Annotated in this window: 16 protein-coding genes, 2 rRNA genes and 2 pseudogenes (1 of these 20 running past the window's edge); 14 read left to right on the plus strand and 6 right to left on the minus strand. The window is 71.4% G+C overall.

Going from position 1 to position 24,901, the window contains the following annotated elements; all coding sequences use genetic code 11:
- From OHT52_RS25235 to OHT52_RS25250, 4 genes and pseudogenes are all read left to right on the plus strand, one after another.
- Nucleotides 1–2,317: ribosomal RNA gene (locus tag OHT52_RS25235) — 23S ribosomal RNA — on the plus strand; it begins 808 nt to the left of the window's first position.
- Nucleotides 2,318–2,426: 109 nt separating this feature from the next.
- Nucleotides 2,427–2,543, plus strand: a 5S ribosomal RNA gene (gene rrf, locus OHT52_RS25240).
- 492 nt (nucleotides 2,544–3,035) lie between these two features.
- A pseudogene (locus tag OHT52_RS31550) lies at nucleotides 3,036–3,641 on the plus strand (DEAD/DEAH box helicase); the annotation flags it as partial.
- A 504-nt stretch (nucleotides 3,642–4,145) separates the two neighbouring features.
- Nucleotides 4,146–5,117, plus strand: coding sequence for a tetratricopeptide repeat protein (locus OHT52_RS25250; protein ID WP_328723892.1), 972 nt, complete (start codon nucleotides 4,146–4,148; stop codon nucleotides 5,115–5,117).
- 107 nt (nucleotides 5,118–5,224) lie between these two features.
- Here OHT52_RS25250 and OHT52_RS25255 read toward each other — a convergent pair whose 3' ends face one another.
- Nucleotides 5,225–6,502 carry a DUF1015 domain-containing protein gene (locus tag OHT52_RS25255; RefSeq protein ID WP_328722476.1) on the minus strand — a complete coding sequence of 426 codons (1,278 nt, stop codon included), beginning with the start codon at nucleotides 6,500–6,502 and terminating at the stop codon, nucleotides 5,225–5,227.
- A gap of 71 nt (nucleotides 6,503–6,573) precedes the next feature.
- Here OHT52_RS25255 and OHT52_RS25260 point away from each other — a divergent pair, with 71 nt between their 5' ends.
- Nucleotides 6,574–7,611, plus strand: a complete 1,038-nt coding sequence (locus OHT52_RS25260) for an HAD-IIA family hydrolase (RefSeq protein WP_328722477.1) — start codon at nucleotides 6,574–6,576, stop codon at nucleotides 7,609–7,611.
- A gap of 35 nt (nucleotides 7,612–7,646) precedes the next feature.
- Here the strand turns inward: OHT52_RS25260 and OHT52_RS25265 are convergent, their stop codons facing one another.
- Nucleotides 7,647–7,994 carry an SCP2 sterol-binding domain-containing protein gene (locus OHT52_RS25265; RefSeq protein ID WP_328722478.1) on the minus strand — a complete coding sequence of 116 codons (348 nt, stop codon included), beginning with the start codon at nucleotides 7,992–7,994 and terminating at the stop codon, nucleotides 7,647–7,649.
- 42 nt (nucleotides 7,995–8,036) lie between these two features.
- Here OHT52_RS25265 and OHT52_RS25270 point away from each other — a divergent pair, with 42 nt between their 5' ends.
- The 5 genes from OHT52_RS25270 (at nucleotide 8,037) to OHT52_RS25290 (ending at nucleotide 13,362) form a co-directional block, all read left to right on the plus strand.
- Nucleotides 8,037–8,402, plus strand: a complete 366-nt coding sequence (locus OHT52_RS25270) for a hypothetical protein (protein ID WP_328722479.1) — start codon at nucleotides 8,037–8,039, stop codon at nucleotides 8,400–8,402.
- An 8-nt stretch (nucleotides 8,403–8,410) separates the two neighbouring features.
- Complete coding sequence (locus tag OHT52_RS25275; RefSeq protein ID WP_328722480.1) at nucleotides 8,411–9,226, plus strand: TlyA family RNA methyltransferase; 816 nt, start codon at nucleotides 8,411–8,413, stop codon at nucleotides 9,224–9,226.
- Entirely contained in the window at nucleotides 9,223–10,134 is a 912-nt protein-coding gene (locus OHT52_RS25280) for an NAD kinase (RefSeq protein ID WP_328722481.1), read from the plus strand. The genes OHT52_RS25275 and OHT52_RS25280 overlap by 4 nt, the downstream gene beginning before the upstream one ends.
- Nucleotides 10,135–10,248: 114 nt before the next feature.
- Nucleotides 10,249–12,003 carry a DNA repair protein RecN gene (gene recN, locus OHT52_RS25285; RefSeq protein ID WP_328722482.1) on the plus strand — a complete coding sequence of 585 codons (1,755 nt, stop codon included), beginning with the start codon at nucleotides 10,249–10,251 and terminating at the stop codon, nucleotides 12,001–12,003.
- A gap of 264 nt (nucleotides 12,004–12,267) precedes the next feature.
- A complete protein-coding gene (locus tag OHT52_RS25290; protein ID WP_328722483.1) occupies nucleotides 12,268–13,362 on the plus strand; it encodes a glycosyltransferase family 4 protein in 1,095 nt (364 codons plus the stop codon).
- A gap of 64 nt (nucleotides 13,363–13,426) precedes the next feature.
- Here OHT52_RS25290 and OHT52_RS25295 read toward each other — a convergent pair whose 3' ends face one another.
- The 4 genes and pseudogenes from OHT52_RS25295 to OHT52_RS25310 form a co-directional block, all read right to left on the minus strand.
- A complete protein-coding gene (locus OHT52_RS25295; RefSeq protein WP_328722484.1) occupies nucleotides 13,427–14,815 on the minus strand; it encodes an FAD-binding oxidoreductase in 1,389 nt (462 codons plus the stop codon).
- An 83-nt stretch (nucleotides 14,816–14,898) separates the two neighbouring features.
- A complete protein-coding gene (locus tag OHT52_RS25300; RefSeq protein ID WP_328722485.1) occupies nucleotides 14,899–15,714 on the minus strand; it encodes a hypothetical protein in 816 nt (271 codons plus the stop codon).
- Between the two features lie 78 nt (nucleotides 15,715–15,792).
- A pseudogene (locus OHT52_RS25305) lies at nucleotides 15,793–16,346 on the minus strand (ATP-dependent endonuclease); the annotation flags it as partial.
- An 85-nt stretch (nucleotides 16,347–16,431) separates the two neighbouring features.
- The gene (locus OHT52_RS25310) at nucleotides 16,432–18,252 is read right to left on the minus strand and encodes a glycoside hydrolase family 15 protein (RefSeq protein ID WP_328723893.1); all 1,821 of its coding nucleotides are present in this window, start codon (nucleotides 18,250–18,252) and stop codon (nucleotides 16,432–16,434) included.
- A gap of 440 nt (nucleotides 18,253–18,692) precedes the next feature.
- Here OHT52_RS25310 and OHT52_RS25315 point away from each other — a divergent pair, with 440 nt between their 5' ends.
- The 4 genes from OHT52_RS25315 to ald all read left to right on the plus strand — a co-directional run bounded on the left by OHT52_RS25315 (nucleotide 18,693) and on the right by ald (nucleotide 24,704).
- Complete coding sequence (locus tag OHT52_RS25315; RefSeq protein WP_328722486.1) at nucleotides 18,693–20,357, plus strand: CTP synthase; 1,665 nt, start codon at nucleotides 18,693–18,695, stop codon at nucleotides 20,355–20,357.
- A gap of 84 nt (nucleotides 20,358–20,441) precedes the next feature.
- The gene (locus tag OHT52_RS25320; RefSeq protein ID WP_328722487.1) at nucleotides 20,442–21,068 is read left to right on the plus strand and encodes an NUDIX hydrolase; all 627 of its coding nucleotides are present in this window, start codon (nucleotides 20,442–20,444) and stop codon (nucleotides 21,066–21,068) included.
- Nucleotides 21,069–21,290: 222 nt separating this feature from the next.
- On the plus strand, nucleotides 21,291–23,411 hold the full coding sequence (locus tag OHT52_RS25325) for a tetratricopeptide repeat protein (protein WP_328722488.1): 2,121 nt from the start codon (nucleotides 21,291–21,293) through the stop codon (nucleotides 23,409–23,411).
- 177 nt (nucleotides 23,412–23,588) lie between these two features.
- Complete coding sequence (gene ald / locus OHT52_RS25330; protein WP_328723894.1) at nucleotides 23,589–24,704, plus strand: alanine dehydrogenase; 1,116 nt, start codon at nucleotides 23,589–23,591, stop codon at nucleotides 24,702–24,704.
- Nucleotides 24,705–24,901 lie beyond the last annotated feature (197 nt).

Below are 24,901 nucleotides of genomic sequence, written 5' to 3' on the forward strand. Positions count from 1 at the left end.
GAAGCGGAGGTAAGACTTCGTGGAGGACCGAACCCACCAGGGTTGAAAACCTGGGGGATGACCTGTGGTTAGGGGTGAAAGGCCAATCAAACTCCGTGATAGCTGGTTCTCCCCGAAATGCATTTAGGTGCAGCGTCGTGTGTTTCTTGCCGGAGGTAGAGCACTGGATAGGCGATGGGCCCCAACGGGTTACTGACCTTAGCCAAACTCCGAATGCCGGTAAGTGAGAGCGCGGCAGTGAGACTGTGGGGGATAAGCTCCATGGTCGAGAGGGAAACAGCCCAGAGCATCGACTAAGGCCCCTAAGCGTACGCTAAGTGGGAAAGGATGTGGAGTCGCAGAGACAACCAGGAGGTTGGCTTAGAAGCAGCCACCCTTGAAAGAGTGCGTAATAGCTCACTGGTCAAGTGATTCCGCGCCGACAATGTAGCGGGGCTCAAGCGTACCGCCGAAGTCGTGTCATTCCAGCACATACCCCCAACGGGGGCTGGGATGGGTAGGGGAGCGTCGTGTGCCGGGTGAAGCAGCCGCGGAAGCGAGTTGTGGACGGTTCACGAGTGAGAATGCAGGCATGAGTAGCGATACACACGTGAGAAACGTGTGCGCCGATTGACTAAGGGTTCCTGGGTCAAGCTGATCTGCCCAGGGTAAGTCGGGACCTAAGGCGAGGCCGACAGGCGTAGTCGATGGACAACCGGTTGATATTCCGGTACCCGCTTTGAAACGCCCAGTACTGAATCAGGCGATGCTAAGTCCGTGAAGCCGGCCCGATCTCTTCGGAGTTGAGGGTAGTGGTGGAGCCGATGAACCAGACTTGTAGTAGGTAAGCGATGGGGTGACGCAGGAAGGTAGTCCAGCCCGGGCGGTGGTTGTCCCGGGGTAAGGGTGTAGGCCGTGTGGTAGGCAAATCCGTCACACGTTAAGGCTGAGACCTGATGCCGAGCCGATTGTGGCGAAGTGGATGATCCTATGCTGTCGAGAAAAGCCTCTAGCGAGTTTCATGGCGGCCCGTACCCTAAACCGACTCAGGTGGTCAGGTAGAGAATACCGAGGCGTTCGGGTGAACTATGGTTAAGGAACTCGGCAAAATGCCCCCGTAACTTCGGGAGAAGGGGGCCATCACTGGTGATCCGATTTACTCGGTGAGCTGGGGGTGGCCGCAGAGACCAGCGAGAAGCGACTGTTTACTAAAAACACAGGTCCGTGCGAAGCCGTAAGGCGATGTATACGGACTGACGCCTGCCCGGTGCTGGAACGTTAAGGGGACCGGTTAGCTGACTTTCGGGTCGGCGAAGCTGAGAACTTAAGCGCCAGTAAACGGCGGTGGTAACTATAACCATCCTAAGGTAGCGAAATTCCTTGTCGGGTAAGTTCCGACCTGCACGAATGGCGTAACGACTTCTCGACTGTCTCAACCATAGGCCCGGTGAAATTGCACTACGAGTAAAGATGCTCGTTTCGCGCAGCAGGACGGAAAGACCCCGGGACCTTTACTACAGTTTGATATTGGTGTTCGGTTCGGCTTGTGTAGGATAGGTGGGAGACTTTGAAGCGGCCACGCCAGTGGTTGTGGAGTCGCCGTTGAAATACCACTCTGGTCGTGCTGGATGTCTAACCTCGGTCCGTGATCCGGATCAGGGACAGTGTCTGATGGGTAGTTTAACTGGGGCGGTTGCCTCCTAAAGAGTAACGGAGGCGCCCAAAGGTTCCCTCAGCCTGGTTGGCAATCAGGTGTTGAGTGTAAGTGCACAAGGGAGCTTGACTGTGAGACCGACGGGTCGAGCAGGGACGAAAGTCGGGACTAGTGATCCGGCAGTGGCTTGTGGAAGCGCTGTCGCTCAACGGATAAAAGGTACCCCGGGGATAACAGGCTGATCTTCCCCAAGAGTCCATATCGACGGGATGGTTTGGCACCTCGATGTCGGCTCGTCGCATCCTGGGGCTGGAGTCGGTCCCAAGGGTTGGGCTGTTCGCCCATTAAAGCGGTACGCGAGCTGGGTTTAGAACGTCGTGAGACAGTTCGGTCCCTATCCGCTGTGCGCGTAGGAATATTGAGAAGGGCTGTCCCTAGTACGAGAGGACCGGGACGGACGAACCTCTGGTGTGCCAGTTGTCCTGCCAAGGGCATGGCTGGTTGGCTACGTTCGGAAAGGATAACCGCTGAAAGCATCTAAGCGGGAAGCCTGCTTCGAGATGAGTATTCCCACCCCCTTTGAGGGGTTAAGGCTCCCAGTAGACGACTGGGTTGATAGGCCAGATGTGGAAGCCCGGTAACGGGTGGAGCTGACTGGTACTAATAGGCCGAGGGCTTGTCCTCAGTTGCTCGCGTCCACTGTGTTGTTCCCGGGTTGCGAACAGTCGCTTCCGGTTGAACAGCTTCACTACTTAATTGAAAAGTGTGCTTGTTCGCTAGAACCCGATAGGGTTTCGGTGGTCATTGCGTTAGGGAAACGCCCGGTTACATTCCGAACCCGGAAGCTAAGCCTTTCAGCGCCGATGGTACTGCAGGGGGGACCCTGTGGGAGAGTAGGACGCCGCCGAACAATCTTTCAAGGACCCTTGGTCCCAGCGTTCACGCTGGGACCAAGGGTCCTTTTGTTTTCCCGAAGCGCGTCGTCAGGTCGGCTGCGCGAGAATGTTTGCAGTACCCAAAGACAGGAGTCGTACCCATGTCCACCAACTCTCCCGACGAACGTCCGGATCGCGAGCCGCGTCGCCGGGACGGTGGCGACAGGGCCGGCTCCCACGGCGGTCGTGACGACCGCTCTGCCGCCCCGCGCCGCGACAACGACCGCGGTGGCTTCCGTCGCGATGACAACCGTGGTGGTTCGGGTTCCGGCGGTGGTTTCCGTCGCGATGACCGTGGTGGTTCGGGTTCCGGCGGTGGTTTCCGTCGCGATGACCGTGGTGGTTCGGGTTCCGGTGGCGGTTTCCGTCGTGACGACCGTGGTGGTTCGGGTTCCGGCGGTGGTTTCCGTCGTGACGACCGTGCGCCTCGTCGTGATGACGACCGTGGTGGGCGTCCGGGCGGCTTCGAGCGCCGTGACGACCGTCCCTCCGGTGGCGGTTTCCGTCGCGATGACCGTGGTGGTTCGGGTTCCGGCGGTGGTTTCCGTCGCGATGACCGTGGTGGTTCGGGTTCCGGCGGTGGTTTCCGTCGTGACGACCGTGGTGGTTCGGGTTCCGGCGGTGGTTTCCGTCGTGACGACCGTGCGCCTCGTCGTGATGACGACCGTGGTGGGCGTCCGGGCGGCTTCGAGCGCCGTGACGACCGTCCCTCCGGTGGCGGTTTCCGTCGCGATGACCGTGGTGGTTCGGGTTCCGGCGGTGGTTTCCGTCGTGACGACCGTGCGCCTCGTCGTGATGACGACCGTGGTGGGCGTCCGGGCGGCTTCGAGCGCCGTGACGACCGTCCCTCCGGTGGCGGTTTCCGTCGCGATGACAACCGTGGCGGTTCCGGCTCGGGCGGTGGCTTCCGTCGTGACGACCGTGCGCCTCGTCGTGATGACGACCGTGGTGGGCGTCCGGGCGGCTTCGAGCGCCGTGACGACCGTCCCTCCGGTGGCGGTTTCCGTCGCGACGACAACCGTGGCGGTTCCGGCTCGGGCGGTGGCTTCCGCCGTGACGACCGTGCGCCTCGTCGCGACGACGACCGTGGTGGCTACCGGGGTCAGCGTGACGACCGCGCTCCTCGCCGTGACGACGACCGTGGTGGGCGTCCGGGCGGCTTCGAGCGCCGTGACGACCGTCCCTCCGGTGGTGGCTTCCGTCGCGACGACAACCGTGGCGGTTCGGGTTCCGGCGGTGGCTTCCGCCGTGACGACCGCGCTCCTCGCCGTGACGACGACCGTGGTGGGCGTCCGGGCGGCTTCGAGCGCCGTGACGACCGTCCGCGCGGCCCGCGCCGTGACGACGACCGTCCCTCCGGTGGCGGTTTCCGCCGTGACGACAGCCGTGGCGGTTCCGGCGGTGGCTTCCGCCGTGACGACAGCCGTGGCGGTTCCGGCGGTGGCTTCCGCCGTGACGACCGTGGCCCGCGCCGCGACGACGACCGCGGTGGCTACCGGGGTCAGCGCGACGACCGCGGCGGTTACCAGGGGCGTGACGACCGTGGCGGTTACCAGGGGGACCGTGACCGCGAGCCCATCAAGCGGCTGCCGATCCCGGACGACGTCACGGGCTTTGAAATCGACAAGGAAGTGCGTCAGGAGCTCATGAGCCTGCCGAAGACCCTTGCCGAGGACGTCGCGCGCAACCTCGTCATGGTCGCCCGGCTCATCGACGAGGACCCCGAGGAGGCGTACGGGTACTCCCGCGTCGCCCTCCGGCTCGCCTCGCGCGTCGCCGCCGTCCGCGAGGCGGCGGGCTTCGCCGCGTACGCCACGCAGAAGTACGGGGAGGCGCTGGCCGAGTTCCGTGCCGCCCGGCGGATGACCGGGTCCGTGGAGCTGTGGCCCGTCATGGCGGACTGCGAGCGCGGCCTCGGCCGCCCCGAGCGCGCCATGGCGATGGCGGGCGATCCCGAGGTCCAGAAGCTGGACAAGGCCGGCCAGGTCGAGATGCGCCTGGTGGCCGCCGGGGCCCGCCGTGACATGGGGCAGATCGACGCAGCCATCGTCACCCTGCAGAGCCCCGAGCTGGCCTCCAACGCCGTCCACCCGTGGACCCCGCGCCTGCGCTACGCGTACGCCGACGCGCTCCTGGAGGCGGGCCGCGAGGACGAGGCCCGCGAGTGGTTCGGCAAGGCCCTGGAGTCGGACAAGGACGGTTCGACCGACGCCTCCGACCGGCTCGCCGAGCTGGACGGGGTCGAGTTCGTCGACGCCCTGGACGACGACGGGGAGGACGTGACCGGCGCCGCCGGCACCGTTCCCACCGAGGAGCGGACGGCTCCCGCGGCCCAGGACCGGGCGGCGAACGTCGCGGACGACGACATCGCGGACGACGACATCGCCGACGGTGACGAGGAGGGCGACTACCGCGACGACGATGACGCCGAGGACGACACCGACGAGCTGAACGCGTGGGCCGACCGTGCCGACGCGGCTGCCGAGAAGGCCCCGGCGGCCGACCAGGACGCCGAGCGGCCCGACGCCGACGGACCGGCCAAGGCCTGAACGGTAAGGACCGCGTGAGCGGTGGAACGTAGAAGAAGGGCGGCACTCCTCCGGGAGTGCCGCCCTTCTTCGTTTCCGCCGGTGTGTACGCCGAACGCCCCGCCCGCTCAGCCCGCGCCGACCCTCCGCATCACCAGGCCCGTCGCCGGCTTCGGGCCGAAGGACGTGGACTTGCGCGGCATGGTGACGCCCTGTCGGGCAAGGTCCCGGACGACGGCCTCGCGCACCGGATGCATCAGGACGGCCGTCCCGCCGGAGCGTTCGGCCTGCTCGACCGCGGCCGCCGGGTCGTGGAGGTACGCGATGTCCTCGGCGGTGTCCGGGACGTGCCACACCCGGGTGAGCAGTGTCTCGTGCAGCACCGTCGCGTCCAGGGTGCGCCAGGCTTCGGGCCGGCCCGCCGGGACCGTGCGGGCGAGCAGGGCGGAGTCCGCCCGGTCGACGAGGCGGTACGTACCGTCGCCCGCCAGCAGATAGGCGTTGCCCTCCTCGGACGCGGCGGCGAGCGCGCCCAGCGCGCGGGGCAGCGGGCCGGCCACCTCGCGCACCCGGAACCGCCCGTCGAGCGCGGCGAGGGCGTCGGCGGGGGCGAGCCGGCGGAGCACCCGGTGGATCGCGCGTACCTGGAGCGGGTAGCGGGCGGTGTCGACCAGGAAGACCAGGCCGAAGTCCCACGGCCCCGGGACGCCCTGCTCCCGTTTGAGCCGCAGATAGGTCGCCCACCGGTGGTGGCCGTCCGCGATGAGGGCCTGCCGGGGGAGGAGTCCGGCGGCGGCCCCGGCCTGTTCCGCCGGGTCGGTCACGGCCCACAGCCGGTGCCGCAGGCCGTCCTCCGTGGTGGTCGTGAGCAGCGGTGGCCGCCGGGCCGCCCGTTCGACGACCGCCGCCGCGCCGGAGACCGTACCGTCGCCCACGTAGGTGAGGAGCAGCGGTTCGAGGTGAGCGCCGGTGGCACGCATGAGGGCCGCGCGGTCCGCCACCACGTCGTCCATCACCTCTTCGTGCGGGAGGACGACCCGGTCGGCGGCGGGGGAGAGTTCCAGGACGCCGATCAGGCCGCGCTGGAGGACGCCGTTGCCGCGCTGCTCGTAGACGTAGAGCGCGGGCTCGGGGTCGGTGGCCAGCACGCCCTCGGCGAGCCACTCGGCCAGGGTCCGGGCCGCCTGCCGGTTGCGGGCGCCCGGTGAGCCGTCCTGAGGCAGGATCAGCCGCACGATGTTGTGCGGGTCCGCCGACTCCAGGTGGTGCAGGCCGTCCGGCCGTACCACCACGTCGTACGGCGGAGAGGTCACGGCCGCGAGGCTGCCCACCCGCTCCGGGACGTAGCGCAGTCCGCGGAACGGGAACAGGCGCAGCCCTTTCGTGGCGTCCCCCGTTGTGTCCATCCCCGCATCGTAGGTGGGGTGGGGCGATGCGGGATGATCGGGGCAGAGGCATCGAACGAGGAGCGAACACAATGAGTCAGCAGGACAGGTCCCGGCCGCTCGGCAGCACCACGGCGCTGAGCGAGGCGTACGACACCGCTCTGCTCGACCTCGACGGGGTCGTGTACGCGGGCGGCCAGGCCATCACCCACGCCGTCGAGTCGCTCGGAACCGCGCGGGACGGCGGGATGCACCTCGCGTACGTCACCAACAACGCGCTGCGGACCCCGGCCGCGGTGGCCGCCCATCTGACCGAGCTGGGGGTGCCCGCCGAGCCGTCGGACGTGATCACCTCCGCGCAGGCGGTCGCCCGGCTGGTCGCCGACCAGCTCCCGGCGGGCTCCCGGGTCCTCGCCATCGGGGGAGAGGGGCTGCGGGTCGCCCTGGAAGAGCGCGGGCTCGTCCCGGTCGACTCGGCGGACGACGACCCGGTGGCGGTGGCGCAGGGGTACGGCGGCCCGGACTTCCCCTGGTCGCGGTTTGCCGAGGCCTCCTACGCGATCAACCGGGGCCTGCCCTGGTTCGCCTCCAACACCGACCTGACCATTCCCAGCGCGCGGGGCATCGCCCCCGGCAACGGCGCGGCGGTCATGGTCGTCCGGATCGCGACCGGCGCCGAGCCGCAGGTCGCGGGCAAGCCGCTGCCCCCGATGCACCGGGAGACCGTGCTGCGTACCGGGGCCGAGCGGCCGCTCGTCGTCGGCGACCGCCTGGACACCGACATCGAGGGCGCGTTCAACGGCGGAGTGGACTCGCTGCTCGTCCTGACCGGGGTGACCGACGCGGCCCAGCTGGTCGCGGCGGTGCCGGAGCACCGCCCGACCTACGTCGACCGGGACCTGCGCGGGCTGCTCACCGGGCAGCCCGAGGTGACGATGGAGGACGGCACGGCCCGCTGCGGCGGGTGGAGCGCGTCCGTACACGGGCAGGAGCTGGCCCTGGAGGGCGAGGGGGACGCCCTCGACGCGATCGACGGGCTGCGGGCGCTCTGCGGCGCCGCGTGGACCCATGGGGGCACGGAGGCGTGCGCCCTCGACGCCGGTACGGCAGTTGCCCGCCTGGGGCTCTGACGGCGGGGCTCAGGCGGTGGGGCCCGGGCCGCCTCTCAGAGCAGCGATCTGAGCTTGAGCAGGTCCCGGAACCCCGCCTCCAGGCGGACCCGGCCCGCGCCCCACGCCTTGGCGAAGTTGAGGTCGCCGTCCACCAGCGCGACCAGGTCGTCGCCGGTCATCGCCAGCCTGATCTCGGCCTTCTCCCGGGGTGGGCCCTCGACCGTGTCGAGAACCCGGATGCGGCCGTCCGTGAGCCGGCCGGCGAACGTCACATCGAGATCCTTGATGTGACAGCTCAGCGAGCGGTCCAGGGAGGCGGCGCCGCGGACGTCGCCGTCCGCGCCCGCGAGATTGTCGGAAAGTCTGTCCAGTGCGCTGCGGCACTCTGCCATGGTCGCCATCGTGATCGACGGTACCGCAGCCCACCGGGGTAGCGTTCCCGCATGAGCGACTGGACGGCGGGGTCCGGCACGGCCCCCGCGCAGACACCCCCGGCTCCCTCCGGCGACGGGGCCGACGCCCTCGGTACGACCACCCCCGGTGAGGAGGCGGCCGGCCTCGGCGCCACGGCCGGCCCCGGCGGCGCGCCCGCCCACGAGCCCGCCGCGCCCGCCCCCCTCGGCGTCGTCCGCACACCCACCGGGAACGCGGACGTGGACGCCGCGCTGGAGCGGCTGGCCGACGCCGACCACCTCGCGGCGGACGGACACACCGAGGTGTACGAGGATGTACACCGTGGGCTGCGCTCCGCGCTGACCGCGCTGGACGCCAGGCCCGCACCCGCACCCCCGCACGACAACAGGAGCTGAACGTAACCGTGGCAGGAGTGGCCCGTCGCCGCCTCGACGCAGAGCTGGTACACCGCAAGCTCGCCCGCTCGCGCGAGCACGCGAGCCAGCTGATCGCCGCGGGACGCGTCTCCGTACGCGGCCTGGTCGCGACCAAACCCGCCACCCAGGTGGAGACCAGCGCCCCCGTGGTCGTGGCCAAGGACGAGAGCGATCCGGAGTACGTCTCGCGCGGCGGGCACAAGCTCGCCGGGGCCTTCGCCGCGTTCGTCCCCCTCGGCCTGGAGGTGGAGGGCCGCCGCGCGCTGGACGCCGGGGCGTCCACCGGCGGCTTCACCGACGTGCTGCTGCGCGCCGGGGCCCGGCAGGTCCTCGCCGTCGACGTCGGCTACGGACAGCTCGCCTGGTCGCTCCAGTCGGACGAGCGGGTCGTCGTCAAGGACCGCACCAACGTGCGCGAACTGACGCTCGACGACATCGACGGACTGGCGGTGGATCTGGTGGTCGGCGACCTCTCGTTCATCCCGCTGGGTCTCGTACTGCCCGCGCTGGTGCGCTGCGCCGCCCCCGACGCCGACCTGGTCCTCATGGTCAAGCCGCAGTTCGAGGTCGGCAAGGAACGCCTCGGCAGCGGCGGAGTGGTGCGCAGCCCCGAGCTGCGCGCCGAGGCGGTACGCGAAGTCGCCCGCCGGGCGGCGGCGCTGGGACTCGGTGTGCGCGGGGTGACGGCCAGTCCGCTGCCCGGCCCTTCGGGGAACGTCGAGTACTTTCTGTGGCTGCGGGCCGGCGCACCCGAACTGGATCCGGCAGATGTGGACCGTGCAGTGGCGGAGGGGCCTCGTTGACGACGACGACAAGTACGGCACGAACAGTCTTTCTTTTGGCGCATACCGGCCGTCCGGCCGCGATCCGCAGTGCGGAGCTCGTGGTGCAGGGACTACTGCGCAACGGCCTCGGCGTGCGCGTCCTGGAGGCCGAGGCGGCCGACCTGCCGCTCCCGTCGACGGTGGAGACGGTCGCCGACGCGACCCCCGCCGCGGTGGACGGGTGCGAGCTGCTGATCGTGCTCGGCGGCGACGGCACGCTGCTGCGCGGAGCGGAGATCTCGCGCGCCTCGGGCGTCCCCATGCTCGGGGTCAACCTCGGCCGGGTCGGGTTCCTCGCGGAGGCCGAGCGCGACGACCTGGACCGGGTGGTCGCCCGCGTGGTGACCCGGGCGTACGAGGTCGAGGAACGCATGACGCTCGACGTGGTGGTGCACAGCAACGGCGCCGTCGTGCACACCGACTGGGCACTCAACGAGGCCGCGGTGCAGAAGGTTTCGCCCGAAAGGATGCTGGAGGTCGTCCTGGAGATCGACGGCCGGCCCGTCACCGGGTTCGGCTGCGACGGCATCGTCTGCGCGACCCCCACCGGCTCGACCGCCTACGCGTTCTCCGCCGGCGGTCCCGTCGTCTGGCCGGAGGTCGAGGCCCTGCTGATGGTGCCGATCAGCGCGCACGCCCTGTTCGCCAAGCCGCTGGTCACCTCGCCGTCGTCGGTGCTCGCGGTGGAGGTCCAGCCGCACACCCCGCACGGGGTCCTCTGGTGCGACGGCCGCCGGAACGTCGAGCTGCCCGCCGGTGCCCGCGTCGAGGTGCGGCGCGGCGCCGTACCCGTACGGCTGGCGCGTCTGCACCACGCGTCGTTCACCGACCGGCTGGTCGCGAAGTTCGCGCTGCCGGTGTCCGGGTGGCGCGGCCTGCCGCAGTGACGAGGCCGCGCACGGCCCCGGAGACCGCCCCGAAGCGGTGGTCCGGGGCCCTGCGCGGACGCGTGCGGGTGAGTCGCGGCAGGGGTCCGTCGCACGGGGGCGGTGAAACCTCGTATGGTCGTGTCCGTGTTGGAGGAGATGCGGATACGGTCGCTCGGAGTCATCGACGATGCCGTGGTCGAGCTGTCGCCCGGATTCACCGCGGTCACGGGTGAGACCGGAGCGGGCAAGACCATGGTCGTCACGAGCCTCGGGCTGCTGCTCGGCGGACGCGCCGATCCCGCCCTGGTGCGGATCGGCGCCAAGGCCGCGGTGGTCGAAGGACGGATCACGGTCAAGGACGGCGACGCGGTCGCGCTGCGGGCCGAGGAGGCCGGTGCGGAGATCGAGGACGGTGCGCTGCTGATCAGCCGTACCGTCTCGGCGGAGGGCCGCTCACGGGCCCACCTCGGGGGCAGATCCGTGCCCGTCGGGGTCCTCGCCGAACTCGCCGACGAACTGGTCGCCGTGCACGGCCAGACCGACCAGCAGGGACTGCTCAAGCCCGCGCGGCAGCGGCAGGCCCTGGACCGGTACGCGGGCGACGGGGTCGCCGTGCCGCACGAGAAGTACTCGGCCGCCTACCGGCGGCTGCGCGCCGTCGTCGTGGAGCTGGACGAGATCACCACCCGGGCCCGGGAGCGGGCCCAGGAGGCGGACCTGCTGCGCTTCGGCCTCGACGAGATCGCGGCCGTCGAACCCCTGCCCGGCGAGGACGCCGAGCTCGCCGCCGAGGCCGAGCGTCTCGGGCACGCCGAGGCACTCTCCTCCGCCGCCGCCCTCGCGCACACCGCGCTGGCCGGCAACCCGGAGGACCAGGAGGTCGTGGACGCCACGACCGTCGTCGCCGCGGCCGGCCGCTCGCTGGACGCCGTGCGCTCCCACGACCCCGCCCTCGCCGCCCTCGCGGACCGCATCGGGGAGATCTCCATCCTGCTCGCCGACGTGTCCGGCGAACTCGCCGGATACGCCGACCAGCTCGACGCGGACCCGCTGCGCCTCGCCTCGGTGGAGGAGCGCCGGGCCGCGCTCACCGCCCTCACCCGCAAGTACGGCGAGGACATCACCGCCGTGCTGCGCTGGGCCGAGGAGGGCGCCGCACGCCTCACGGAGCTGGAGGGCGACGACGACCGGATCGGTGAACTCGCCGGGGAACGCGACGCCCTGCGCACGGAACTCTCCGAACTGGGCCAGGCACTGACCGACGCCCGCACCGAGGCGGCGGCCCGTTTCGCCGCGGCGGTCACCGAGGAGCTGGCATCCCTCGCCATGCCGCACGCCCGCGTCTCCTTCGCCGTCCGGCAGGCCGAGGCGCCCGACGAACCCTCCGGCATCGACGTCGGCGGCCGCAGCGTCGTCTACGGGCCGTCCGGGGCCGACGAGGTCGAGCTGCTGCTCGCCCCGCATCCCGGAGCCCAGCCCCGGCCGATCGCCCGGGGAGCCTCGGGCGGTGAGCTCTCCCGGGTGATGCTCGCCGTGGAGGTGGTCTTCGCCGGCTCCGATCCGGTGCCCACGTACCTCTTCGACGAGGTCGACGCGGGCGTCGGCGGCAAGGCGGCGGTGGAGGTCGGCCGCCGCCTCGCCAAGCTCGCCAGGACCGCGCAGGTCGTCGTCGTGACGCACCTCCCGCAGGTCGCCGCCTTCGCCGACCGTCAGCTGCTGGTCGAGAAGACCGTGGACGGCTCGGTGACCAGCAGCGGGGTCACCGTCCTGGAGGGCGAGGACCGGGTACGCGAACTCTCCCGGATGCTCGCCGGCCAGGAGGACTCGCAGACGGCCCGCGCCCACGCCGAGGAGCTGCTGGCCACCGCGCGGGCGGACACCGCCTGACGCGCGGCACCGCCGCGTCGGCCGCCGGTGGCCGACGCGGCGCCCGGCCGACGCGGCAGGCACGCACGTCGCCGCACGCACCCGGCAGCGATTTCGCGCCATGGTTGTCACTCGTGCGAGTGGTACGGAACGGCCGGTTGTCCTCCCACCGGGGTGCAGCAACGTTCCGGCGGTCCGTAACACCCGTACGGACTGGCATCCTTGGGACTGTGCCGTCGTGGCGCGCAACCCTCACCGACACGGGAAGTCCGGGAGCCAATCAACGTGTCACAGCTGCGAACGGTGCAGGTCCTGGGCGGCGGCGGGGCCGGCAGCGGTGCCCACGTCGGATCCCTCGCCGCCGGGCTGATCGCGCGCGGGGTGCAGGTCACCGTCTGCGCGCCCGCCTCGGTGGACCTGCTCCACGACTTCTCCGCGACCGGTGCCCGCTTCGCGGCGGTGCCCCGGCGCGGCGACCCCGTCTCCATGGCCGCGCTGCGCTCCGCCTGCCTCGGCGCGGACGTGGTGCACGCGCACGGCCCGCACGCCGCCCTCCGCGCCGCCGCCGCACTCGGCGGCCTGGGCACCCCGCTGGTCGTGACCTGGCACGGCCGGGGCCACGCCGACGGCGCCCGCAGGCGTCTGCGGCACCTGCTGGAGGTCCGGGCGGCCCGAGCCGCGGCCGTGGTGCTGGGCACCTCCTCCGACCTGGTGGACCGGGCCCGCCGCAGGGGAGCCAGGGACGCGCGGCTGGCGCCCGTCGCCGCACCGGTCTCCCGCTACCCCGTCGACGCCGCGCACCTCGACAAGGTGCGGGCCGAACTCGGTTCGGTGGGAAGCCCGTTGCTCCTCTCGGCCGGCAGCCTGATGCCGCGTCACGGGTACGGGCTCCTGCTCGACGCCGCTCGGCTGCTGGGCGAACTGGACCCCGTGCCCCAGGTGGTCGTCGCCGGTGAGGGGCGCGAGCGGGCCGCCCTGCAACGCCGCGTCAAGGGCGAGCGGCTGCCCGTCCGGCTGCTCGGCGCCCGGGACGACATCGGTGAACTCGTCGCGGCCGCGGACCTCGTGGTGATCCCGAGCCGTTGGGAGGCCCGCTCCCGCCTCGCGCAGGAAGCCCTCCGCGCCGGGACGCCGCTGGTGGCCACCGCGGTCGGCGGCATCCCCGAACTGGTGGGCGACGCCGCCGAACTCGTCCCGTACGGCGACGCCGGGGCTCTCGCCCGTGCGGTCGCTGGGCTTCTCCTCGATCCGGACCGGCGCGCCCTGCTGGCCGCCGAGGGCCGGGCGCAGGCCGCCGGCTGGCCCACCGAGGAGGACACCATCACCCATGTGCTCAGCGTCTACGACGAGTTGGCGCAGCCGCTCACCCGGGCCCGTTGACCCGTCCCCCGGAGCGAGGGGCGGGCCGGCGGGCCCGGAGCGACATGCGGGGTGTGCGGCGGGCTCAGGCTGCCGCCGGCTCGATGTTGTGGTTGAGGCGGAACACGTTGTCGGGGTCGTAACGGCGCTTCACTCCGGCGAGCCGTGCGTAGTTCTCCTCACCGAACGCGGCGACGACACGTTCGTGGCCCTCCTGGCCGATGAAGTTGAGGTAGACGGCGTCGTCCGCCCACGGCCCGACTCCGGCGCGAGCCTCGTGGACCCAGTTCCGGGCGCGCGCGTCGTCGGCCGGGTCGTCCCAGATGCCGAAGGGGTGCACGACCCAGGGAGAGGACCGCCACCGTACGGGCAGGTCCGCCGGGCCGCTCGCGACCGCCCCTCCCAGCGGGAAGAGAATGTGCTGCGACCCGGACGGGACGGGCATGGCGCCCGCGGTGGCGCAGAAGGCGGCCACCGCCTCGTCCGGGAACCCGCCCAGGTACTCGGCCGACCAGTAGTTCCGCCGACCGGGCGGATCGTCGAGCATGCACTGGAGGTCCGCGTACGGGAGTTCGGCGACGACCTCCGCCTCGTGGGGGAGGGCCAGCAGCGGTGCGGCGACCTCCCGCAGCCCGGTCTCCGTACCGGCCCAGGTGACCAGCACACCGCAGACGGGCTTGCCGACGAGCTGCGGAGGCACGAAGTCCTCGGGCGGCCCGGTCAGGTAGAGGCAGCCGCCGCCCGCCTCGTCGGGCGCCGTGGCCATCAGGTCACGGAAGGCGGTGACGGCTTCCGGGCCGTCCTCGGGACGGAAGACGATCAGCGCCATGCTCATGGCGGGCAAGTCGTGCAGACGGAGCGTCAGCGAGGTGGCGACCCCGAAGTTCCCGCCGCCGCCGCGCAACGCCCAGAAGAGGTCGGGGTTCTCCTTGTCGCTCGCCCGGACCGTGGTGCCGTCGGCGGTGACCACCTCGGCGGCGAGCAGATTGTCGCAGGCCAGCCCGAACTTCCGTTCCAGCCAGCCCGATCCGCCGCCCAGTGTGAACCCGCCGACCCCGGTCGTGGACGCCCGCCCGCCGGTGGTGGCCAGCGCGAACGGCTGGGTGGCCCGGTCCAGATGGCTCATGACGGCGCCGCCACCGACCCGGGCGGTACCCGCCTCGCGGTCGACGCCCACCTCGTGCATGAGGCGCAGATCGACCACGAGTCCGCCCTCGCTCGACGCCATGCCCGCCACGCTGTGGCCGCCGCCCCGTACGGCGATCTCCAGTTCTTCCGAGCGGGCGCACCTCAGCGCCGAGGCGACGTCCTCGGCACTCGCGCACTGGGCGATGAGGGCGGGACGGCGGTCGATCATGCCGTTGAAGACGGCGCGGGCCTCGTCGTACCCCTCGTCCTCGGGGGTGTGGATCGCACCGGAGAAACCGTCCCGCAGGTGTGCCAGGGAGCTGTCGAACAACGTGCGGGGCGTCATGGCGCCCCCTTCCGAGGGGCGGAAACGTACCTCTCCAGGGTAGTCCCGGAGCTGTGGACGGGCCCGGCGGACGGGCCCCGGGATCAGCGCGCGAGGTCGTCGCTGGACGGGTCCGCCGACCGTCTCCCGTGCCGTGCCGTCAGGCCGGAGATTCCCGCGCGGACGAATTCCCGTGCCAGCAGCGCGCGTCGGGCCCGCCACTCACCGGCCGGGTCTTCGGGGAGGGCCGCCCCGTATCTGCGCCCACGGATGTCCTCCACGACCGCCACGGGCGCTCCCAGGGCGAGCAGTTCGTCGAGGGCCTCCCCCTTGGTGATCAGCCGGCCGTCACGCAGGGTCACCGTCGCCCGTGCGAAGGTCAGCATCCCCAGGTCCACCCAGACGTCCCTCAGCCACAGCTCCGCCTTGGCGTCGGCGGTCACCGGGAGCCAGTAGTGCTCCAGCTCGGCACGGACGAAACCGGTCAGCTCCCGGTCGCTCACCGCGGGCAGCAGACCGGCCGGCGGGGGCCCGCTCAGGACGGCGGCCCCCAGGGACAGCTCGCGCCGGCTCACCGGGGAGACGGGACGCTCGAACCACTCGCCGTGGGCCCAGGTCGGATGTTCCCGCGCCGCGTCGGACTCGGCCCCCAGGGGCAGGTAGGTGCAGTGCAGGGTCCGGGCGAGGGGATGACCGGTGACCAAGCGCCCGTGGACGGCCCGCAGGCCCTTCTGCTGTGCGGGGCCGAGCTCCGTACCGACCAGCGCCACCAGGTCGAGATCGCTCCGGCCCACCTGGTAGTCCCCCAGAGCCAGCGATCCGTGGGCCCAGAGGGCGACCAGCGGCACCACGGCGCCGATGTCGGCCGCGAAGCGGTCGAGCAGGGGCTTCACTTCGGCGGGGAGGCCACTCGCGGTCATGTCCGCCATTCTGTCGCTCCTGTTCCGTGGGTTCCGTTTCGGCCTGTCCTCCGGCCTGATCACAGGCCATTTTTTGGATCACGGACTCGCGAGGAGCCCGTCGAGCGGGGGCGGTGTCCGGCCCGGTGCGAGAGCCTCGACAAGGAGGCGGCCGTAGCGGATCTTGCGGCCCTTCTTCGTGCCGAGGAAGCGCCGCACCTGCTGATGTCGGGGCCGGCCCCGTTGTGCGGGCTGACGCTGGTAGGGCTGCCTGGCACGGGAGTCGCCCTCGGCGCGGAAGATCTCCTCGACTTCTGCCGTGCCGAGCGCGCGGATGAGTTCGTCCTCGAGATCCGCGGCGCATACGTAGACGTCCCGCAGCGGTGCGTGTGCCCGGGCCGGACCGCGCTCGTAGAAGCCCTTTTCGCCCTCGTCGCACAGTCCTGTCAGGCGCAGGCCGAGGCCGGCGGCCCGAGGAGCCCGGCATGATGGCCGACGCTCATCGCCCCGCCCATCGGCACGACACACACTCCCTCGGCGGTCAGGTCCCGGCCACGCCGGGCGGCCGGCGCCTCGACGGCCGCGAGATCGCTCAGCCCTTCAAGCCCCACGGGGTGCCGGACGCGGCCGCCGAGGGGAAGGCCGCGAGGCCCGGGAACCTACGGGCACGCCGGCACACCGGCCGGCCCGGACCGTCAGCAGGGTGACGGCCAGGGCCCGGCCGGACCGGCCCGCCGCTCAGCCCGCGTACGCCCCGCTGGCCGTCAGGCGCAGCGCGGTGTCGATGAGCGGGACGTGGCTGAACGCCTGCGGGAAGTTGCCCACCTGGCGCTGGAGCCGGGAGTCCCACTCCTCGGCGAGCAGTCCCAGGTCGTTGCGGAGCGAGAGCAGCTTCTCGAAGAGCTGGCGGGCCTCGTCGACCCGGCCGATCATCGCCAGGTCGTCCGCCAGCCAGAAGGAGCACGCGAGGAACGCGCCCTCGTCGCCCTCCAGGCCGTCCACGCCCGCGTCGTCGCCGGAGGTCGGGTAACGCAGCACGAACCCGTCCTCGGTCGACAGCTCGCGCTGGATCGCCTCGATCGTGCCGATGACCCGCTTGTCGTCCGGCGGGAGGAAGCCCATCTGCGGGATCAGCAGCAGCGAGGCGTCCAGTTCCTTCGACCCGTAGGACTGCGTGAAGGTGTTGCGCTCGGGGTCGTAGCCCCGGTCGCAGACGTCGCGGTGGATGTCGTCGCGCAACTCGCGCCACCGCTCCAGCGGCCCTTCCACGTCGCCGGACTCGATCAGCTTGATCGTCCGGTCGACCGCGACCCAGGCCATCACCTTGGAGTGCACGAAATGCCGACGGGGACCGCGCACCTCCCAGATGCCTTCGTCCGGCTCGTACCAGTGCTGCTCCAGGTAGCTGATCAGCTTGAGCTGGAGGCCCATGGCGTAGTCGTTGCGGGCCAGGCCCGTCATGTGTGCCAGGTGCAGCGCCTCGGTGACCTCGCCGTACACGTCGAGCTGGAGCTGGTCGGCGGCGCCGTTGCCGACGCGGACCGGGCCGGAGTTCTCGTAACCGGGCAGCCAGTCCAGTTCCGCCTCACCGAGCTCGCGCTCGCCGGCGATGCCGTACATGATCTGCAGGTTCTCCGGGTCGCCCGCCACGGCCCGCAGCAGCCACTCGCGCCAGGCGCGGGCCTCTTCGCGGTAGCCGGTGCGCAGCAGCGAGGAGAGCGTGATCGCGGCGTCGCGGAGCCAGGTGTAGCGGTAGTCCCAGTTCCGTACGCCCCCGATCTCCTCGGGCAGCGAGGTGGTGGGCGCGGCGACGATGCCGCCGGTCGGCGCGTAGGTGAGCGCCTTGAGCGTGATGAGCGAACGGATCACGGCCTCCCGGTAGGGGCCGTGGTACGTACACTGCGCGACCCACTCCTCCCAGAAGTTCTCGGTCGCCTCCAGCGAACCCTCCGGCTCCGGCAGGCCGGGCGGCTGGTGGTGCGAGGGCTGCCAGCTGATCGTGAAGGCGATGCGGTCGCCGGGGGAGACCGTGAAGTCGGAGTACGTCGTCAGGTCCTTGCCGTACGTCTCCGCCGATGTGTCCAGCCAGACGGAGTCCGGTCCGGCCACGGCGACCGTGCGGTTGTCGACCTTGTGCACCCAGGGGGTGATCCGGCCGTAGCTGAACCGCATCCGCAGGGACGAGCGCATGGGCACCCGGCCGCTGACGCCCTCCACGATCCGGATGAGCTGGGGCGCGCCGTCACGGGGCGGCATGAAATCGATCACGCGTACCGTGCCGCGTGGTGTGTCCCACTCCGACTCCAGGATGAGCGAATCGCCGCGATAACGCCGCCGGTCGGCGGCGGGCGGCTCGCCGCGGCTGCCGTCCTCGGCGGCGTCGGGCTCCAGCGGACCCAGGCGCCAGAAGCCGTGCTCCTCGGTACCCAGAAGTCCCGCGAAGATGGCGTGGGAATCGAAGCGTGGGAGGCAGAGCCAGTCGACCGTGCCGTCCCGGCAGACCAGCGCCGCTGTCTGCATGTCTCCGATGAGTGCGTAATCCTCGATGCGCCCGGCCACGTGCGTCTCCAGTCGAACGGCCATGTGTCGCCCCGCTCGGGGGCGCTTGCTGCGGAATTGGGAAAATGTTCAGGAGGGGCCGATGAGCCCTTGGACCGGCGGGAGCGGGCGGGGGTGATGCCGCGGGCCGACCGTCCCCGCTCGTCAGCGAGTGTCCGAGCAGGATACGACGCACCGATGTGATCCGCGCGATACTCCGTGGATCTTGTCGTGGCCGAAGAGTGGGGCTCGGGGCGTGTGAGGGGGTTTCGTGGCGCTCGTGCGGAGCGTGTGACCGGAAGCAGTGTCCCCAGGTCGCTGTTAGGCTGGTAGCCCGTGGACGGGTGGTCGTGTCCGAGAGCGACGAGGCCTCCGAACCGCAGCGACGGCACCCCCGGAATCTCCGGTTAGGCAGCCGGTACGTACCCAGATTTCGCTACCACGGGAGCCCCCTCTTGGCTATGCAGCCCACATCCACGACGACCAAGCACATCTTCGTCACCGGGGGTGTCGCCTCCTCCCTCGGCAAGGGTCTGACTGCCTCCAGCCTGGGTGCACTCCTCAAGGCGCGTGGTCTCCGGGTCACGATGCAGAAGCTCGACCCGTACCTCAACGTCGACCCCGGCACGATGAACCCGTTCCAGCACGGTGAGGTGTTCGTCACCAACGACGGCGCCGAGACGGACCTGGACATCGGCCACTACGAGCGCTTCCTCGACGTCGACCTCGACGGTTCCGCCAACGTCACGACCGGGCAGGTCTACTCCCAGGTCATCGCCAAGGAGCGGCGCGGCGAGTACCTCGGCGACACCGTCCAGGTCATCCCGCACATCACCAACGAGATCAAGTCCCGCATCCGCCGCATGGCGACCGGCGACGTCGACGTGGTCATCACCGAGGTCGGCGGCACCGTCGGCGACATCGAGTCGCTGCCGTTCCTGGAGACCGTCCGCCAGGTGCGCCACGAGGTCGGCCGGGACAACGTCTTCGTCGTGCACATCTCGCTGCTGCCCTACATCGGCCCCTCCGGCGAGCTGAAGACCAAGCCGACCCAGCACTCCGTGGCCGCGCTCCGCAACATCGGCATCCAGCCGGACGCCATCGTGCTCCGCGCCGACCGCGAGGTCCCCACCGCCATCAAGCGCAAGATCTCGCTGATGTGCGACGTGGACGAGAGCGCCGTCGTCGCCTGCGTCGACGCCAAGTCGATCTACGACATCCCGAAGGTGCTGCACACCGAGGGCCTCGACGCCTACGTCGTGCGCAAGCTCGACCTGCCCTTCCGGGACGTGGACTGGTCCACCTGGGACGACCTGCTGGACCGCGTCCACAACCCCGACCACGAGGTCACCGTCGCCCTGGTCGGCAAGTACATCGACCTCCCCGACGCCTACCTCTCGGTCACCGAGGCCATCCGCGCCGGCGGCTTCGCGAACAAGGCCCGCGTCAAGGTCGAGTGGGTCACCTCCGACGACTGCAAGACCCCGGCCGGCGCCGCCCGCCACCTCGCGGGCGTGGACGCCATCTGCATCCCCGGCGGCTTCGGCGAGCGCGGTGTCGACGGCAAGGTGGGCGCCATCCAGTACGCCCGCGAGAACAAGGTGCCGCTGCTCGGCCTCTGCCTGGGCCTCCAGTGCATCGTGATCGAGGCGGCCCGCAACGTCGCCGGCATCCCGGACGCCAACTCCACCGAGTTCGACGCGGCGACCTCCCACCCCGTCATCTCCACGATGGAGGAGCAGCTCGCGTACGTCGAGGGCGCGGGCGACCTGGGCGGCACCATGCGTCTGGGCCTCTACCCGGCGAAGCTCGCCGAGGGCTCGCTCGTCCGTGAGGCGTACTCCGGCGAGCCGTACGTCGAGGAGCGCCACCGTCACCGCTACGAGGTGAACAACGCCTACCGCACGGAGCTGGAGAAGAAGGCCGGACTGGTCTTCTCCGGCACCTCTCCGGACAACAAGCTCGTCGAGTACGTCGAGTACCCGCGCGAGGTCCACCCCTACCTCGTCGCCACCCAGGCCCACCCGGAGCTGCGCTCCCGCCCGACCCGCCCGCACCCGCTCTTCGCGGGTCTGGTGAAGGCCGCCGTCGCGCGTCAGGCGCAGGCCGCCGAATCGGGCAAGTAGTCCCGAGGCATTACCGTTGACCGGGGTACGCGTCCGAAGAGGACGGGTGCCCCGGTTTTTCGTGACGTGAGCGGGAGGACGCAGATGGGCATCCAGGACAGGGCCGAGGAATGGCGGGTCACCGCGACGGTGACGCCCTTCACCGGCAACAAGACCAGCGTCCGCACGGACGACGTCGTGATGCCCGACGGTACGGTCGTGGGCCGCGACTACCAGGTCCACCCCGGCTCCGTCGCGATCCTGGCGATCGACGACGAGGACCACGTCCTGGTGCTGCGTCAGTACCGCCACCCCGTGCGCCAGAAGCTCTGGGAGATCCCGGCCGGACTGCTCGACGTCCCCGGCGAGAACCCGCTCGCCGCCGCCCAGCGCGAGCTGTACGAGGAGGCGCACGTCAAGGCGGAGGACTGGCGGGTCCTGACCGACGTCTACACCAGCCCCGGCGGTTCCGACGAGGCGGTGCGCATCTTCCTCGCCCGTGATCTCTCCGAAGCGGTGGGCGAGCGTTTCGCGGTCGCCGAGGAAGAGGCGGACATGGAGCTGGCGCGGGTCCCGCTGAAGGACCTGGTCCGCGGCGTCCTCGCGGGCGACCTGCACAACAGCTGCCTGGTCATGGGGGTACTGGCGCTGACCGCGGCCCGGACGGCGGACGGCGAGCAGTCGCTGCGCCCGGCCGAGGCCCCCTGGCCCGCCCGTCCGTTCGAGGCGTAGCGGAACGCGGGGCCTCCGTCTCACGGCAGAGGCCCCGCCCCCGCGCCGCTGCCCCGCCTCCCGTCCTCGCCCTTTTCCCGTCGGACGATCGTAAGAATCGCTGATCCGATCGGGGGAGTCCCCGCCCCGCTCCGCCCTGATCGGCGGCGCCGCTGAACTACGCTCGAAAGGCCCGCCGGAGCTCCGGCGGGGCACCGGGTGCGGCGAAGTGGAGCGTGGCTCGTGACGGATCAGGCGGTGGACACCAGCGGCCCGGCCCGAGCGCCCGGCACCGAGGAGCCCTCCGGTGTCGTCCCACCCGAACTGTTCGGCCGTCAGCGAGAGTTGAAAGCCCTTCAGGAGGACATCGAGCGGGCCGGGCTGAACACCATCGCCGGCCGCAAGGCGGCCCGCGCCCGGGTCCTGCTGATCGCCGGACGCGCGGGATCGGGGCGCAGTGCCCTCGCCGCCGCCTTCGCGCACGCGCTGACCGGCACGGCCCCCGCCGGCGGCTCCACGGGCCCCCTTCCCTGGGCCGCGCCCGGCACCGGCACCGGCGACTACCCGGACGGTGTCCTGCGCGTCAGCCTGACCGACCCCGACGGCACCCGGGTGCCGTCGGAGCGCACCGCCCGCGAGATCCTCGGCCTGCTCTCCCTGGCCACGCCGCCCGGCGCGGACGCCGACGAGCTCACCGAGATGGTCCGCGAAGCCCTCGCCGTGCGGCGGCTGCTGCTCCTGCTCGACGACGCGGTGGACGCCGAGCAGGTGGACCCCCTCCTCCCGGACGGCCCCGGCTGCCTGGTGCTGGCCACCGCGACCGGCCCGCTGACGGGTGTCCCCGACGTCCGTCCCTGCACCATCGGCGGGCTGGACACCGGCTCCGCCGTGCGCCTCCTGGCGCGGGTGGTCGGCCAGGTGCGGATCACCGTGGACCCCCGGAGCGCCGAGACCCTGGTGGAGGAGTGCGGCGGCCAGCCCGCCGCCCTGCTGCTCGTCGCCGGGTGGATCGCCGCCCGTCCGACCGCCTCCGTCGCCGACGCCACCCAGCACTTGCTGCGCACTCCGCAGGACACGGAGCAGCCGGTGGGCGCCCGGCCGCTGGTCCGCGCCTTCCGGATGGCCCACGACTCCCTGCTGGAGACCCCCGCCCGGATACTGCGACTGCTCGCGCTGGCACCCGGGGGCCTCGCCGACGCCCACACCGCCTCCGCGCTGGCCGGCTGCTCCGTCCTGGCCGCCCGCCGGACCCTGGACGACTTCACCGGCCTCGGGCTGCTGCGCACGGACGGCGCCGCCGAACCCCAGTACGAGGTGCCGGGCGCCCTGGCACCCCTGCTGCGGGCCCTCCTGGAGGAGCGGGACCGGCCGGCCGAGATCGAACTGGCCCGGGCCCGGATGCTGGAGCGCACCGTACGGCTGCTCCACTCCTGCCGGGCGGTCGCCGAGCCGGAGGACTCCCCGGCCCGGGGCAAGCTCGCCGGACTGCCCAAGACGCTCCGCTTCGCCGCCCCGGAGGAGGCGGCCGTCTGGCTGCGCGTCAGGCTGCCCTCCCTGGTGGCCGCCGCCCGCATGGCGGTGGCGGACGGAGAACTGGACACCCTCGCCCGCCGCCTGGTGGCGGCCCTGGTGCGGGCGCTCGCCGCGCACCTGGGCACGGAGGCCGCCGCGCCCGAGCTGTACGGGCTGCACGGCCTGGTGCTCGACGTCGCCGAGCGCCGGGAGCTGCCCCGGGAACGCGCAGCCGCGCTGCTCAACCTCGCCGACCTCGACGCCGGTACGGGCCGCACCCGCACCGCCCTCGCCCGCTACCGGGCCGCCCTGGACGCCGGACGGGAGGCGAAGGACCTCTACGCCACCGGCCGCGCCATGGAGTCCGTAGGGGGCGCCTACGCCGAACTGGGGGACTACCCGCGCGCCTCCGACTGGTACGGCCGGGCGCTCGCGCAGCGGCTCGCCCAGGGCGACCGCGAGGGTGAGGCCCGGCTGTACGGGCGGCTCGGCGCGGTGCACGCGTACGCCGGACGGTACGGCGAGGCGCTGCGGAACTGGCGGGCCGCCGCGTCCGGCCTGCGCAGGATCGGTGACCTCCCGGCCCAGGCCAGGGCGCTCAGCGAGGCGGCCCGGGTCCAGGAGTACGCGGGCCGCCCGCACGACTCGCTGCGCACCTGCCGGGAGGCCGTCGACCTCGCCCGGCGGGCCGAGGACGTGCGGCTCCAGGCGGCGCTGCAGCTGCGGCTGGCCGACACCCTGGACCGGCTCGGCGATCCCGCGGCGGCCGCGCTGCACCGGGCCACGGCGGACCGGCTGCTGGGCGAGACGGAATCCACCTACGAAAACCTTGGCGCTTCGGTCGAAAATTAGTTCTTTGCAAGGCTAGACAGCGGGAAGTCCTTCATTAGACTGGCTCTGCCGCCTGCTTCCGTGGTGCCCCACGGGTGAGGTGCGTTTCCGTGCAAGTCCGTGCAATCCGGCGTTCTCCCGGCCCCGGCCGGCCGCCCGCTGCCCGGGCGCCCCTCCGAGCCAAGGACCGTGATCGACGTGAAGGTCGGCATCCCCCGCGAAGTCAAGAACAACGAGTTCCGGGTGGCGATCACGCCGGCCGGAGTGCACGAGCTGGTCCGGCACGGCCACGAGGTCGTCGTCGAACGGAACGCCGGTGCGGGCTCGTCCATCCCGGACGAGGAGTACGCCGCCGCCGGCGCGCGCGTCCTGCCCACCGCGGACGAGGTCTGGGCCGCCGCCGACCTGCTGCTCAAGGTCAAGGAGCCGGTCGCCGAGGAGTACCACCGGCTCCGCAAGGGCCAGACTCTCTTCACCTACCTCCACCTCGCGGCCTCCCGCGAGTGCACCGACGCGCTGCTGGGGTCGGGTACCACGGCCATCGCGTACGAGACCGTCGAGACCGCGAACCGCGCGCTGCCCTTGCTCGCCCCCATGTCCGAGGTCGCGGGCCGGCTGGCCCCGCAGGTCGGCGCCTACCACCTGATGCGCTCGGCGGGCGGCCGGGGCGTGCTGCCCGGCGGCGTCCCCGGCACGGCCGCCGCCAGGGCGGTCGTCATCGGCGGCGGCGTCTCCGGCTGGAACGCCACCCAGATCGCCGTGGGGCTCGGCTTCCACGTCACCCTGCTCGACCGGGACGTCAACAAGCTGCGCGAGGCCGACAGGGTCTTCGGGACCCGGGTGCAGACCGTGGTCTCCAACGCCTTCGAACTGGAGAAGGCGGTCGTCGGGGCCGACCTCGTCGTCGGTGCCGTCCTCGTCCCGGGCGCGAAGGCCCCGAAGCTGGTCACCAACGAGCTCGTCGCCAAGATGAAGCCCGGAAGTGTTCTTGTCGACATTGCGATCGACCAGGGCGGCTGCTTCGAGGACTCGCACCCGACCACACACGCCGAACCCACCTTCACGGTCCACGATTCGGTGTTCTACTGCGTCGCGAACATGCCCGGCGCGGTTCCGAACACCTCCACCTACGCCCTCACCAACGCCACGCTCCCGTACATCGTCGAGCTGGCGAACCGGGGATGGGTCGAGGCGCTGCGCCGGGACGCGGCCCTGGCCAGGGGCCTCAACACCCATGACGGGCAAGTCGTTTACCGCGAAGTCGCCGAGGCGCACGACCTTCCGCACGTCGAGCTGGGCTCGATCGTCGGCTGACGGGAAGGCCTCTTTCCGCCCGCCGTCCCGTCAATCCCACACGTCCGGCCGGACCTTGCGCGACAAGGTCCGGCCGGACGTGTGAGGGGGTTCGGGGCTCGCGGGCAACACGCGCTGAACGCCCCGCTTTACCCGATTCATTCCCTCGTGAAATGCGCGCCTCGCTCCCCGCACACCCTTGACAGGAGGGTGTTCGA

This window comes from Streptomyces sp. NBC_00247, from assembly GCF_036188265.1.
Classification (GTDB): Bacteria; Actinomycetota; Actinomycetes; order Streptomycetales; family Streptomycetaceae; genus Streptomyces.

Bases quoted from the DNA above. Each gene is read 5' to 3' on its own strand.
- OHT52_RS25320 (WP_328722487.1), top strand. From the start codon at position 20,442: ATGGGCATCCAGGACAGGGCCGAGGAATGGCGGGTCACCGCGACGGTG.
- recN (WP_328722482.1), top strand. From the start codon at position 10,249: ATGGTCGTGTCCGTGTTGGAGGAGATGCGGATACGGTCGCTCGGAGTC.
- OHT52_RS25295 (WP_328722484.1), bottom strand. From the start codon at position 14,815: ATGACGCCCCGCACGTTGTTCGACAGCTCCCTGGCACACCTGCGGGAC.
- OHT52_RS25255 (WP_328722476.1), bottom strand. From the start codon at position 6,502: ATGGACACAACGGGGGACGCCACGAAAGGGCTGCGCCTGTTCCCGTTC.
- OHT52_RS25260 (WP_328722477.1), top strand. From the start codon at position 6,574: ATGAGTCAGCAGGACAGGTCCCGGCCGCTCGGCAGCACCACGGCGCTG.
- OHT52_RS25265 (WP_328722478.1), bottom strand. From the start codon at position 7,994: ATGGCGACCATGGCAGAGTGCCGCAGCGCACTGGACAGACTTTCCGAC.
- OHT52_RS25270 (WP_328722479.1), top strand. From the start codon at position 8,037: ATGAGCGACTGGACGGCGGGGTCCGGCACGGCCCCCGCGCAGACACCC.
- OHT52_RS25300 (WP_328722485.1), bottom strand. From the start codon at position 15,714: ATGACCGCGAGTGGCCTCCCCGCCGAAGTGAAGCCCCTGCTCGACCGC.
- OHT52_RS25315 (WP_328722486.1), top strand. From the start codon at position 18,693: ATGCAGCCCACATCCACGACGACCAAGCACATCTTCGTCACCGGGGGT.